Annotated in this window: 9 protein-coding genes and 1 tRNA gene; 6 read left to right on the forward strand and 4 right to left on the reverse strand. The window is 66.1% G+C overall.

What is annotated here, in order from left to right; genetic code table 11:
- Nucleotides 1-135: 135 nt before the first annotated feature.
- From ACW17V_RS11730 to ACW17V_RS11740, 3 genes are all read left to right on the forward strand, one after another.
- Nucleotides 136-2,625, forward strand: a complete 2,490-nt coding sequence (locus tag ACW17V_RS11730) for a glycoside hydrolase family 3 C-terminal domain-containing protein (RefSeq protein WP_492105306.1) — start codon at nucleotides 136-138, stop codon at nucleotides 2,623-2,625.
- A gap of 97 nt (nucleotides 2,626-2,722) precedes the next feature.
- Nucleotides 2,723-4,324: an alpha-N-arabinofuranosidase gene (locus tag ACW17V_RS11735; RefSeq protein WP_492105307.1), complete on the forward strand. Its 1,602-nt coding sequence runs from the start codon at nucleotides 2,723-2,725 to the stop codon at nucleotides 4,322-4,324.
- A gap of 81 nt (nucleotides 4,325-4,405) precedes the next feature.
- Entirely contained in the window at nucleotides 4,406-5,143 is a 738-nt protein-coding gene (locus tag ACW17V_RS11740; protein ID WP_492105308.1) for a FadR/GntR family transcriptional regulator, read from the forward strand.
- 23 nt (nucleotides 5,144-5,166) lie between these two features.
- On the opposite strand, the gene ACW17V_RS11745 is transcribed toward ACW17V_RS11740, so the two are convergent.
- Together ACW17V_RS11745 and ACW17V_RS11750 are read right to left on the reverse strand one after the other, a co-directional pair.
- Complete coding sequence (locus ACW17V_RS11745; RefSeq protein ID WP_492105309.1) at nucleotides 5,167-6,732, reverse strand: glycoside hydrolase family 43 protein; 1,566 nt, start codon at nucleotides 6,730-6,732, stop codon at nucleotides 5,167-5,169.
- A gap of 41 nt (nucleotides 6,733-6,773) precedes the next feature.
- Nucleotides 6,774-8,576, reverse strand: coding sequence for an IlvD/Edd family dehydratase (locus tag ACW17V_RS11750; RefSeq protein ID WP_492105310.1), 1,803 nt, complete (start codon nucleotides 8,574-8,576; stop codon nucleotides 6,774-6,776).
- 347 nt (nucleotides 8,577-8,923) lie between these two features.
- On the opposite strand from ACW17V_RS11750, the gene ACW17V_RS11755 reads away from it, so the two are divergent.
- The 3 genes from ACW17V_RS11755 (at nucleotide 8,924) to ACW17V_RS11765 (ending at nucleotide 12,346) form a co-directional block, all read left to right on the forward strand.
- Nucleotides 8,924-10,081, forward strand: coding sequence for an aldose epimerase family protein (locus ACW17V_RS11755; RefSeq protein ID WP_492105311.1), 1,158 nt, complete (start codon nucleotides 8,924-8,926; stop codon nucleotides 10,079-10,081).
- 136 nt (nucleotides 10,082-10,217) lie between these two features.
- Nucleotides 10,218-11,222, forward strand: a complete 1,005-nt coding sequence (gene araD1, locus ACW17V_RS11760) for an AraD1 family protein (protein WP_492105312.1) — start codon at nucleotides 10,218-10,220, stop codon at nucleotides 11,220-11,222.
- Nucleotides 11,223-11,500: 278 nt separating this feature from the next.
- The gene (locus ACW17V_RS11765) at nucleotides 11,501-12,346 is read left to right on the forward strand and encodes an alpha/beta hydrolase (RefSeq protein ID WP_492105313.1); all 846 of its coding nucleotides are present in this window, start codon (nucleotides 11,501-11,503) and stop codon (nucleotides 12,344-12,346) included.
- A gap of 191 nt (nucleotides 12,347-12,537) precedes the next feature.
- Here the strand turns inward: ACW17V_RS11765 and ACW17V_RS11770 are convergent.
- Together ACW17V_RS11770 and ACW17V_RS11775 are read right to left on the reverse strand one after the other, a co-directional pair.
- Nucleotides 12,538-12,614 (reverse strand) — tRNA-Arg (locus ACW17V_RS11770).
- 27 nt (nucleotides 12,615-12,641) lie between these two features.
- Entirely contained in the window at nucleotides 12,642-12,947 is a 306-nt protein-coding gene (locus ACW17V_RS11775; RefSeq protein WP_492105314.1) for an ETC complex I subunit, read from the reverse strand.
- Nucleotides 12,948-12,959 lie beyond the last annotated feature (12 nt).

The raw sequence follows: 12,959 nt of genomic DNA on the forward strand, positions 1-12,959 counted from the left end.
CGCTGTCTACTGCTCGCCGCGATCATTGCGGGGATGGCGGAGCCAGTAAGCGCCCAACTGCCCGGCTCCGCTGAGCCCATCGTTCACGATCGTGCGCCCCCCGCCGCGAAGCGCGCCGCAGACCTCGTGTCGCGCATGACGCTTGAGGAAAAGGCTTCGCAGCTGGTCAACGACGCGCCGGCCATTCCGCGCCTCGGCATCCGCGAATACAACTGGTGGAACGAGGGCCTGCATGGCGTCGCGGCCGCGGGCTACGCCACCGTCTTCCCGCAGGCGATCGGCCTGGCGGCGACCTTTGACGAAGCGCATGTCGGTCAGGTCGCCGACGTCATCAGCACCGAATTTCGCGCCAAACACCTGGACCAGCGTCACAGATTTGGCGGCTCGGACTGGTTCGCCGGGCTGACGGTCTGGTCGCCCAACATCAACATCTTCCGCGATCCGCGCTGGGGTCGCGGGCAGGAAACCTACGGCGAAGACCCCTACCTGACCTCGCGGCTGGGCGTCGCCTTCGTGCGCGGACTGCAGGGGAATGATCCCACCTATCTGCGCACGGTCGCCACGCCCAAGCACTTCGCGGTGCATTCGGGACCCGAAGCGAGCCGGCATCGCGACGACATCCACCCCAGCCCACACGACCTGGCTGACACCTACCTCCCCGCCTTTCGCGCCACGGTGATGGAGAGCGGCGCCCGATCGATCATGTGCGCCTACAACGCCGTGAATGGCGCGCCCGCCTGCGCCAGCCCCATGCTGCTCACCCAATACCTTCGCGATGCGTGGAAATTCGACGGCTATGTAGTGTCGGACTGCGAGGCGGTCGCCGACATCTACAAGCCGGACCACCATGGCTACGCCGCCACGCCGGAAAAGGGCGTCGCGGCGGCGTTCAATGCGGGAATGGACCTGATCTGCGGTGGCGCGGTCGAGAGCGAACACATCGTCTCGGCCGTGCGCAGCGGCGTGCTCAGCCAGGCCGCGATCGATCAGTCCCTGGTGCGGCTGTTCACCGCGCGCGTTCAGCTTGGGCAGTTCGACGATGGCGCGAAGGTCTTTCCGACCATCACCGCGCGCGATTTCGACACGGATGCTCACCGTGCGCTGGCGCTGAGGTCGGCCGAAAAGGCGCTGGTGCTGCTGAAAAACGACGGCTTGCTGCCCCTGAAGACCGCGCCGCGCCGGATCGCGGTGATCGGTCCGAACGCCGACAGCAAGGCCGCGCTGGTGGGGAACTACAACGGAGAGCCCTCGCATCCCGTCACCATCCTCGAGGGTATCCGGCGCCGGTTCCCGGAAGCCCAGGTGACCTATGTCGAGGGATCGGGGCTGATCAATCGGGCGCTGGAGGCCGTTCCCGGCGCGGTCCTGTGCAGGGACGCCGATTGCCGCGAGGCTGGTCTCAGGATCGAACACTTCGCCGATCGCACGCTGACGGGACTACCTCGCTCGACGACCGACGCCATGACCGCCCAACTGGACTGGTCGGGCGAATTGAAGAGCGGCGCCGTGCGCTATTCCGGCTTCCTGAAGGCGCCCGAGGATGGCGAGTACGTCTTCCGCTATGACGCCAATGGCGGCTACCGGATCTTTGTCGACGACCAGCAGGTGGTCGACGCCTGGAACGTCGACTGGCGTCCGTCCATCGCCACCGGCGCGGTCAGACTGAAAGCGGGCGTGACCTATCGCCTGCGCGTCGAGGCGTTCCAGCGGGAGACCGATGGCCATGAGCGGCTGCTGTGGAGTCCGCCTTCGGATCCGGGCGGCGCCGCCGCCGTCGCGGCGGCGCGGGACAGCGATCTGACCCTCTTCGTGGGCGGCCTGACCTCGCAGCTCGAAGGCGAGGAGATGCCGATGTCGGTCCCGGGTTTCGCCGGCGGTGACCGCACCAGCCTAGATCTTCCCGCGCCCCAACAGGCCCTGCTCGAGCGCCTGCACGCCACTGGCGCGCCGGTCGTCCTGGTGCTGATCAATGGAAGCGCCCTCGCCGTCAACTGGGCCGACCAGCACCTGCCGGCGATCCTCGAAGCCTGGTATCCAGGCGGCCAGGGCGGAGACGCCGTGGCGCGCGTCCTGGCCGGAGACGTCAATCCTTCGGGCCGTTTGCCCGTCACCTTCTACCGGTCGGCGGACGATTTGCCGCCCTTCTCCGACTACGCCATGAAGGGCCGCACCTACCGCTACTACACAGGACCGGTGCTCTATCCCTTCGGCCACGGCCTGTCGTACACGCGCTTTGCCTACACCGAGCCGAAACTGTCGCGGCGGCGCATTTTCGCGACCGGATCGATCGAGGTCAGCGTCACCGTGACCAACGCCGGCGACCGCGCGGGCGATGAAGTGGTCCAGCTCTATCTTGATCGCCCGGGTCTGACGGACGCGCCTATCCGCGCCCTTGTCGGCGTCCAGCGGGTCCATCTGGCGGCAGGCGAGAGTCGCCAACTGTCACTGACGGTGGACAATCGGGCTCTGAGCACGGTCGACCCGCGCGGCGAGCGGCGCGTCGCGCCGGGCAAGGCCAATCTCTGGATAGGCGGAGGGCAACCTTTGACGCGCCGCAAAGGAGACCCCGTTGCCGGCTTGCCGCTGGCGTTCGAGATCACTGGCGCCGCCAGCCTGGCGCGATAATCCACGTCGCCACCTCCATCACAACCAGCACCCATCCACACCCGCATCCAGCAACACCGCACCTTTCGGGGTGCGCCTGCCTCCAAGGGAAGACGACATGATCACGCTGACCCGACCGCTGGCCTTTTCCGCGCTAGCCCTAACCCTGGCGTTGGCCGCGCCAACCCTGGGTCAGGCCCAGGCCAGGGCCGACGCGCCGATCGCCCTGCGGATCGAAGCCACCGCGCCCGGCGCCAAGATCGACCGCAACATCTTCGGCCAGTTCGCCGAACACCTAGGAACGGGGATCTATGGCGGCGTCTGGGTGGGCAAGGACTCGCCGATCCCCAACACGCGCGGCGTCCGCAAGGACGTCGTCGAGGCGCTTCGCGCGATCAAGGTTCCCAACGTCCGCTGGCCCGGCGGGTGCTTCGCCGACGAGTATCACTGGCGCCACGGGATCGGTCCGGTCGAGAACCGTCGCAAGACGATCAATTCCAACTGGGGCGGCGCGGTCGAGCCGAACACCTTCGGCACCGACGAATTCATGGACTTCGTCGATCAGATCGGATCGGAGGCCTATGTCTCGGTCAATGTTGGCTCGGGAACGGTGCAGGAAGCGGCCGAATGGCTGGAGTACATGACCGCCGATCCCGAAACGACCGCGGGCAAGGAGCGCGCCGCCAACGGCCGGCGGGAACCCTACAAGGTCAAATACCTGGGCCTCGGCAACGAAAGCTGGAGCTGCGGCGGGGCGATGCGCCCCGAATACTACACCGACGAGATGAAGCGTTACGCCCGCTTCGTGCGCAACTACAACCCAAAGCAGACCGGCGCCGAAGCGATGCAGCGTATCGCCGTCGGCCCCAACCAGGGTGATATTGCCTACACCGAGGCGGTGATGGCTGCGCAAAAGGGACATGACTGGGCCTGGAATATCGAAGGCCTGTCGCTGCACTCCTATACGACCGGCGGCTGGCCGCCCTCGTACTCCAGCACCAGCTTCGACGAGGCCGCCTATGCCCGACTGGTCAAGGAGACCCTGGGCATGGACGGCCTGATCGCCACGCATTCGGCGATCATGGACAAGCACGACCCGGAAAAGAAGGTGCCGCTTGTGGTCGATGAATGGGGCTTGTGGCTGGCGCCGCTAGCCGACACCAATCCTGGGTTCCTCGTCCAGCAGAACAGCCTACGCGACGCGATCGTCGCGGCGCTCAACATCAACATCTTCGCCAGGCATGCCGACCGGGTGCGGATGACCAACATCGCCCAGATGGTCAATGTTCTTCAGGCGATGATCCTCACCGACAAGGACAAGATGGTCCTGACGCCGACCTATCATATCTTCAAGATGTACCTTCCGTTCCAGGACGCGACCTTTGTTCCGGTCAAGTTCGAGGCGGGGACCTATGCGCAGGGCGACATCAAGCTGCCCCGCATCGACGCGGTCGCGGTGCGCGACACCCAGGGCAAGCTCTGGCTGGCCGTGACGAACCTTGATCCGACCCGCTCGGCGTCGGTCCTGGCCGATCTGGCCGGGGCCAAGGCGTCCAGCGCGCGCGGCCAGGTGCTGACCGCGCCGCGCCTGGACGCTGTCAACACGTTCGCCGCGCCCAACGCCGTGGCGCCTAAGCCCTATGCGGCCAAGGCTGGAGCCAAGAGTCTGAGCCTGGACATTCCCGCCAAGTCGATCGTCGTCGTGCAGCTGGAACCCTGAACGGGCGCGGGCGCGACCAACTTGCCAAGGCGCGTGCGCTTCCGCTTATAGAAAGCGCGCGCGCCCAGGAGCCTCGAACACATGCCGTTGGATGAACCGGACGACAAGCCGATCACGCGATCGGCGAGAGGCTCTGGTCGTCGTCTTCGGGGGGCCATCGCGCACTATCTCGGCACGGCGATCGTTTCGGGCCAGATCGCGCCCGGCGAGAAGCTGACCGGAGAAATCGCCAACGCCGAAGCGCTGGACGTCTCCCGCAGCGCCTATCGCGAAGCGGTCCAGGTATTGACCGCCAAGGGCCTGGTCGAGAGCCGGCCAAAGGCTGGAACGCGCGTCCTGCCGCGCAGTCGCTGGAATATTCTGGATCCCGCCGTGCTAGCCTGGGCGTTCTCGGCCGAACCTGACGTCGCCTTCGTACGGGATCTATTCGAGCTCCGCGCCGTGGTCGAACCCGCCGCCGCGCGCTTCGCGGCCGAACGTCGGGACAAGGACGACATCAAGGCCATGAAGGAGGCCCTGACGAAGATGCGTCGCCACACCCTGGCGACCGAAGCAGGTCGAGCCGCGGACCGCGCCTTTCACGATGCGCTGCTGGCCGCCACCCACAACTCGGCGATGATGGCGCTCAGCGCCAGCATCAGCGCGGCGGTCAGCTGGACGACCGAGTTCAAGCAGCGCTCACGCGCCCTGCCCCGCGATCCAGTGCCCGACCATGCCAGGGTCCTGGAGGCGATCATCGCCGGCGATCCCGCCGGCGCGAGCGCGGCCATGCGCGCGCTTGTCGACCTGGCGCTGGAAGACACGCGCTCGGCCATGTGACCCTCCGATCGCGATCGAGGGTTTTAGGGCCGGCTTAGCGTGAAACTGTCGATATCCAGGCGACCCGCACCCTCGCCGGGGTTCGAGCAGAAGATGGCGAACTGCTGCCCCTGGAAGGTGCCGGTGCGCCAGGCGAAGGCCAATGGAAAGTCTCCGTCCATCCGGGTCCAGGCCAGGCCGTCGAGACTGTAGGCCAGCGCGGCCTTGTCGGTGTTGAAGTCCATCTCGACCGAAAGCCAGAGATCGCCCAGCGGGATGAAGCGCGCCGGCCCACGCTCGGTGGTCTCTGGTCCACTCTCAGTGCTTTCCACCACGCGCGCGCCTATGGCGCCCTGCCCGCCTCGCGCGCGGGTCACCACAAGCTGATTGGAGAACTTGCCGAACGTCCCAAAGCCGCAGGCGTCGCCCGGCGCGAGGCCTCGAACGTCCAGCTTGACGACGCCGCGACTTCTCGGGCCCTGCCCCTTCTGGATCAGGGTGTTCCGGGCGTTCCAGAAATCCGGGCTCGGGGTCGCCTTCAGCCGCAGGAATCCCGGCCGCTCACCTAGCGACCAACGGCTGTCGTCAGGGTTATGATTCCACTGCCATTGCCGGCCCGGCGACCGGCCGCTGAAGTCGTCCGAGGCGGGTGGTTCGACAAAGGGATGGCCCAGGATCGGTTTGGCCGCGACGTCCGGGACCCGGCCGGGCGCGTCGGGCGTGCCCCAGACCGGCCAGTCGTCGCGCCAGAACACCGGGCTGATGTTGGTCACCCGACCAATGGCCCCGGCGTCGCGCATGACAAAGCCGTACCAGCCGCCATCCGGCAGATCGACCAGGGCGCCCTGGTGTCCGCCGGTGGTGTCGTCGATCTGTTCGCGGGTCTCCCAGGGCCCCGTCAGACTCCTGGCCCGGGATACGGTCAGGGCCAGACGCCTGGGAATGGCGTTGAACAGATAGTACCAGTCGCCGCGCCGGATCAGTTTGGAGCCTTCCGCGCCAGGCACGTAGTGGATGGTCTGTTCGGCGGTGACCGCGGTGAGATCGGCGTTCAGGGTCAGCAGGCGCACCGTCCCGTCCGAGCCGATCGATGTGGCGATGAACGCCTTGCCGTCCGCGTCGAAAAACAGACCGGGGTCGAAGGCCTCGCGGTCAAGTTCATGCACCTGCCAGGCGCCCCGGATGTCGGCGGTCGAATAGATCCGGGTGTTTTGGCCGACGGGCGTGACCACGATGTAGAACCGGCCGTTGTAGTGACGAAGGCTGGGCGCGAAAACCCCGCGACGATAGTCGCCGCCATGGCTGAGATCGTATTTGGGATTGCCCTCCAGGCGCGGCATCACATGGCCGGCGATGTCCCAGTTCACGAGATCCCTGGAGTGCAGGATCGTCAGCCCGGGCGCGTTCACGAAGGTGGTCGAGGCGAAGTAGAAATCCTGCCCCACCCGGATGATGTCGGGATCGGGATAGTCGGCGTAGAGCGGCGGGTTGTGGTAGGCGCCCTGACCGGTGTCGGCCCGCCAGACTTGGCCGTGAGCGGCGCTCGCCCCGCCCAAGAGCATCAGTCCCGCGATGAACGCGCGCATCAGCCGGCCAATTGACATGCTCATGGTCCTGTCCCGTCCGTGGGGTCTCTTCGAGCGTTCGGGCTTCAATGATTGTCGCGCGGCAAGCCCTTGGTCTGGGCGATGCGCTGGTATTTCACAGCGGGCTCGAGAACCGCGCCGGTGTCCATTTGCCCGACGACGGCGCGCTGCATTTCCTGCCACGGCGTCTGGCTTTCGGGATAGGCGAAGCCCCCGGCGGCCTCCAGAGCCCTGCGCCGCTCAACGATCTCGGAGGGCGAGACCAGCACGTCAACGCGCGATTTCCGCAGATCGAAGCGCACCTTGTCGCCGCTCTTCAGCAGCGCCAGCCCCCCGCCCGCCGCCGCCTCGGGCGAGGCGTTCAGGATCGAGGGCGAGCCCGATGTGCCCGACTGACGGCCATCGCCGATGCAGGGTAGCTGGTGAATGCCCTGTTTGATCAGATAGTTGGGGGGGCGCATGTTCACCACCTCAGCCGCGCCGGGGTAACCGATGGGGCCAGCGCCGCGCATGAACAGGATCGAGTTGGCGGTGATGCCGACCGATGGATCGTCGATCCGGTGGTGGTAGTCCTCGGGGCCCTCGAACACGATGGCGACGCCTTCGAAGGCGTCGGGGTCGTCGGGATTGGACAGATAGCGGTCGCGGAACTCCTTCGAAATCACGCTGGTCTTCATGATCGCCGAATTGAACAGATTTCCGCGCATCACGACAAAGCCGGCCCGCTCGACCAGAGGCCGAGAGAACGGGCGGATGACGTCTTCGTCCTCGATCTGCGCGCCGCGATACTGCTCACCGATGCTCAGGCCCGAGACACAGCGGGCGTCCTCGCGGATCAGGCCCTGCTCGATCAGTTGACCGAATACCGCCGGCACGCCGCCCGCACGATAATAGTCCTCGCCCAGATACTCGCCGGCGGGCTGGAGGTTGACCAGCAGAGGCACCTCCTCGCCGGTCTTCTGCCAATCGTCGATTGTCAACTCGACGCCGACGTGGCGCGCCAGGGCGTTGAGGTGGATCGGGGCGTTGGTCGAACCACCGATGGCCGAATTGACGACGACGGCGTTGAGGAACGCCTCGCGGCTGAGGATATCGGAAGGCTTAAGGTCCTCGCGCACCATGTCGACGATGCGCAGGCCCGTCCGATAGGCGTTCTCCTGGCGATCACGATAGGGCGCGGGAATCGCCGCCGAGCCGGGCAGCGACATGCCCAGCGCCTCGGTCAGCGAGTTCATGGTCGTCGCCGTGCCCATGGTGTTGCAATAGCCCGTGGATGGCGCCGAGCTGGCGACCAGCTTGATGAAGCCGGCATTGTCGATCTCGCCGGCGGCCAGCAGTTCCCGAGCCTTCCAGACGATCGTGCCCGAACCGGTGCGCTGTCCCTTGTGCCAGCCGTTCAGCATGGGGCCGACCGAAAGGGCGATGGCCGGTATGTTCACCGTCGCAGCCGCCATCAGGCAGGCGGGCGTGGTCTTGTCGCAGCCGATGGTCAGCACCACTCCGTCCAGCGGATAGCCGTACAAGAGCTCGACCAGTCCCAGATAGGACAGGTTGCGGTCCAGCCCGGCCGTCGGGCGCTTGCCCGTTTCCTGAATCGGGTGAACCGGGAACTCCAGCACGATGCCGCCAGCACTGCGGATCCCCTCGCGCACGCGCTCGGCCAGAACCAGATGGTGCCGGTTGCAGGGCGACAGGTCCGACCCGGTCTGGGCGATGCCGATGATCGGCCTGCCAGACTGAAGCTCTTCCAGAGATAGACCAAAGTTCAGATAGCGCTCCAGATAGAGCGCGGTCATGTCGATGTTGTCGGGATTATCGAACCAGGCGCGCGACCGTAGCTTGGGTTTGGTGTTGCCGGACGAAACCATGGCTATTCCTGTGATGACTTGACCTGAAGATGTCGCCGACGGCGTGGTGTTTCGATCGACACCTGTCAGGTCGCCCCAAGACGGGCCCTCAATTGTCTGACTATAACCTGCCCCATAGGGCGTCAATCGGGCCGGCTGCCCAACATCGCTTGCCGCGAGCGGACTCGACCCAAAAAGTCATGCTCGACACCACCGTGACGCTGATCCTGCGACGAACGGCGCTAAAAATAGGCTCACACAGAGGACCAGCGGTGGATACCAGAGATTGCGCACGCCGATTTTGTCGGAGTATATTTCGATCAAAGACCGCCCGTCAGGAGCGGATGGACGTCGGAGGGGAAAATCATATGCGCGCTGCAAGCCTGTCGCCGATCGGGGCTGTCGCCCTGCTCTTCCTTGCCGCGGCGCCGAATGCCCAGGCCACCGAGATCACGCGGCGCGGCTTTGGCGACACGCCCGCCGGTGAAAGCGTCGAAGCCTTCACCCTGACCAACAGCCACGGCGTCAGCGCCACGGTGATCACCTATGGCGCCACACTTCAGTCCCTGATCGCGCCCGGGGCCGACGGCGCCAAGGCCGACATCGTGCTGGGGTTCGCCGACGCAGCCGCCTACGCCAAGAACGCCAGCTATTTTGGAGCTTCCGTTGGCCGATTCGCCAACCGGATCGGCGCGGGCCGCTTCGCGCTCGACGGCAAGACCTACCAGCTGGCGTTGAACGACCATGGCCTGGCGGCGCTGCATGGCGGGGTAAAGGGTTTCGACAAGGTTGTCTGGAAGGTCGGCGAGATCAAGTCTGGCCCCGTAGCGTCGGTCACCTTCACCCATGCCAGCCCCGATGGCGAGGAAGGCTATCCCGGCGCCCTGACCGCCACAGCGACCTATGCCCTGGATGAAGCCAATCAACTGACGATCACCTACGGCGCGACGACCGACAAGCCGACGGTGGTCAATATGACCAACCACGCCCTGTTCAACATGGCGGGCGAAGGCGCGGCGGAAGGGGCGATGGGCAATGTCCTCACCCTTCCGGCTGATGGTTTCACGCCGGTGGATTCGGCCCTGATCCCGACCGGAGAGATCGCGCCGGTGGCGGGCACGCCGTTCGACTTTCGCAAGCCGACGGCGGTGGGCCTGCGGATCCGTGACGCCCGCGATCCCCAGATCATCGTTGGCCGCGGCTACGACCACAACATGGTCCTGACGCCCCAGCCCGGAGCGAAATCGCCGCGCCTGGCCGCGCGCCTCTCTGATCCGGCGAGCGGGCGGGTGCTGGAAATCCTCAGCGACGAGCCGGGCATCCAGTTCTACGCGGGCAACTTCATCGACGGAACCATGGTGGGCAAGAGCGGCCGGATCTACCGTCAGGGCGACGGCATCGCTCTGGAGCCGCAGCATTTCCCCGACGCCCCCAACAAACCCGCCTTCGCGTCGACGCGGCTGGACCCAGGCCAGACCTATCGCAACGTCATGGTCTTCAAACTTGGCGTCGAGAAAAAGCGGTAGCCAGCGCCGCCCTCCATCACGTCGTCCATAGGCCAGCGTTGAAAAGGGATCGCGTTGGTCCCTATTCGCTCACAGAGGAAGCCATGCTCAGCTCTCTAACCCACTGCTCTCCCAGTCCCCTGATCGGCGCCTGAGCATGCCGATGCGTTTTGTGCAGTTTCGCCAGAGCGATGGCGCCCGCAACCTGGCGGCCATCGATCCCGACGGCGTCGCCCGTCGCGTTGTCGTCGCCGACACGCTGCGGGATCTGGCGCTTCGGGCGATACAGGTACAGGCCACGTTGATCGAGGCCGCGCTCGCCGAGCCGCTGGGCGAGGTCGTCGATCTCGACTCAGCCCTGGCCGAAGGTCGGGTCCTCGCGCCGATCGACCATCTGGACCCCGCGCATCTGCTGATGACCGGCACCGGCCTGACCCACCTCGGCTCGGCCGAGGGACGCGACAAGATGCACAGGGCCGCCCAGTCCCAGAAGGATGGCGAGCAACTGACCGACTCGATGCGGATGTTCCTGATGGGTGTCGAGGGCGGCAAGCCCGCCGACGGCCAGGTCGGCGTTCAGCCAGAGTGGTTCTACAAGGGCGACGGCTCGCAGCTGGTGGGTCCGGGCCACCCCCTGACCTCGCCCGCCTTCGCGCAGGACGGCGGCGAGGAACCTGAAATCGCCGGCGTCTATATCATCGGCCCGGACGGCGCGCCCCACCGGCTGGGGTTCTGCCTGGCCAACGAGTTTTCCGATCACGTCATCGAGCGCGGCAACTATCTCTGGCTGGCCCATTCGAAGCTTCGCCAGGCCGCGCTGGGCCCCGAACTGCTGGCAGGCCCTTTGCCCGCCGACGTGCGCGGAACAAGCCGCATTCTGCGCGATGGCGCGGTCGTGTGGCAGCAGCCCTTCCTGTCGGGCGAAGCGAACATGTCGCACACGATCGCCAATCTGGAGCACCATCACTTCAAGTACGATCTGTTCCGCCGGCCGGGCGACATTCACGTGCACTTCTTCGGCACGGCGACCCTGTCGTTCTCCGCTGGCTTCCAGACCCGGATCGGCGACGTCTTCGAGGTCGAAGCCTCGCCGTTCCACTACCCCGTTCGCAACGCCCTGGCTCAGGCCCCAGAACGCCCCGTCGCGGTGCATTGCCTGTGACGCCCATCCGCGTCGCCATGGACGGTCCCGGAAAGATCGCGGGAGATCAGCACCTTCCGGCCATAGCCGCCGCCCCACGCCTCGCTCTGGCCGCCGTTGTAGGTCGTCACGGCCCGGGGAGATCGGCGCGGTCCAGAACAACAAGGGAGAACGCCATGAGACAGCCTGATCTTGCGAAATCCAGCGGGCGAATGGGCCCGATCCGGACCTATTTGACAGCGGCGGGCGTCGCGCTTGCCTGCGTCCTGGCCACAACGGCAAACGCGCAGAACGACAGGATGACGCCGACACCCGTTCCGGCGCAGCCAAACGCCATCGTGCTTGGCACCGGCGCCTTGCCCGGCGCCACGGCGCCGGAGTCCTGGCACGAGCAGTACAACAGCACCTTCGCCCGCAACGTCACCGTCGCCACGCTTACGCCGTTTCTACCGGATCCGGCCAAGGCCACGGGCGCAGCGGTGATCGTCGCGCCCGGCGGCGGGTTTCGCACCCTGTCGATGGAAAACGAGGGCTGGGATGTCGCCAAGGCGCTGGCCGACAAGGGCGTCGCCGCCTTCGTGCTCAAATACCGGCTGAACCCGACGCCGGCGGACATGCCGGGCTTCGAGCGCTCGATGAACGAGATGTTCTCTGCCACGGCCAGCAGGCCGCCCCGGCCCAGCCCCGAGGCCGCGCTTGCCGGCCTAGCCCCGCAGATCGCGGACTCTCGCGCGGCCTTCGCGCTTGTCCGCCAGCGCGCGGCCGAATGGAAGGTCGATCCCGACCGTATCGGGATGGTCGGCTTTTCGGCCGGCGCCATGCTGACCATGGCGACCACCCTGGCGGGCGAAGACGCCAAACCCGCTTTCATCGGCCTGATCTATGGCCCTCTCGCGCCGGTGACGGTCCCGTCCGAAGCTCCGCCCATGTTCGTCGCACTCGCGGCCGACGATCCCTTCTTCGCCAATAGCGGATTTGGACTGATCGAGAGCTGGAGGTCAGCCAAACGGCCCGTGGAGTTCCACCTGTATGAGCAGGGTGGTCATGGCTTTGGCATGTATCAGAAGACCACCACCAGCACCGGGTGGTTCGACGCCTACGTCCGGTGGCTGGGCATGCACGGCCTGCTGAAGCCCAAGAGCTAGGCTCCCTTATTGATCGCGGCTTGATTATCCCCGAGAGCGCCCAGCCGACCTGACATGGGTCTGCTGGGCCTTGCGGACGACACAGGCGCGCGGAAGGCGCATGCGTCTCGTCGGCGACTGTGCTCGCCGCCCTTTGGGGACTGAAAAGCATGGCGCAAGCGACGGAGGCTCCGCGCCCACAGTTTCCGGATTGGCGCGCCCTGCTGGATTCGAACCAGCGACCGCTCGCTTAGAAGGCGAGTGCTCTATCCAACTGAGCTAAGGGCGCGAACCGGGAAGCCTCAGTACGCCGACGCTAGTGCGTCCAGGGCTGTCTGCGGCCGGCCGCGAAGTTGTCGGCATAGGCCTTGATGATGCGCTTGGGAGTCTTGGGCTCGAACAGCTGGAAGGCCAGGCCGTTGTGCTGGGCGTAGGCCACCGCTTCCTCGCGCGTTTCAAAGGTCAGGCGAACCTGGCCGTTCATATCGCTCGACTGGGTCCAGCCCATCAGGGGGTCCGAACGGCGCGCCGAGGCGGGTTCGAATTCCAGAACCCAGTCCTTGGTCTTGGCCTTGCCGGACTGCATGGCGGTCTTGGCGGGGCGATAGATGCGGGCCAGCATGAACCTCTCCAG

The sequence above is a fragment of the Caulobacter sp. FV2ye17ST genome, from assembly GCF_058680955.1.

Coding starts and splice junctions, on each gene's coding strand:
- ACW17V_RS11735 (WP_492105307.1), top strand. CDS start 2,723: ATGATCACGCTGACCCGACCGCTGGCCTTTTCCGCGCTAGCCCTAACC.
- ACW17V_RS11750 (WP_492105310.1), bottom strand. CDS start 8,576: ATGGTTTCGTCCGGCAACACCAAACCCAAGCTACGGTCGCGCGCCTGG.
- ACW17V_RS11775 (WP_492105314.1), bottom strand. CDS start 12,947: ATGCTGGCCCGCATCTATCGCCCCGCCAAGACCGCCATGCAGTCCGGC.
- araD1 (WP_492105312.1), top strand. CDS start 10,218: ATGCCGATGCGTTTTGTGCAGTTTCGCCAGAGCGATGGCGCCCGCAAC.
- ACW17V_RS11740 (WP_492105308.1), top strand. CDS start 4,406: ATGCCGTTGGATGAACCGGACGACAAGCCGATCACGCGATCGGCGAGA.
- ACW17V_RS11745 (WP_492105309.1), bottom strand. CDS start 6,732: ATGAGCATGTCAATTGGCCGGCTGATGCGCGCGTTCATCGCGGGACTG.
- ACW17V_RS11755 (WP_492105311.1), top strand. CDS start 8,924: ATGCGCGCTGCAAGCCTGTCGCCGATCGGGGCTGTCGCCCTGCTCTTC.
- ACW17V_RS11765 (WP_492105313.1), top strand. CDS start 11,501: ATGACGCCGACACCCGTTCCGGCGCAGCCAAACGCCATCGTGCTTGGC.
- ACW17V_RS11730 (WP_492105306.1), top strand. CDS start 136: ATGACGCTTGAGGAAAAGGCTTCGCAGCTGGTCAACGACGCGCCGGCC.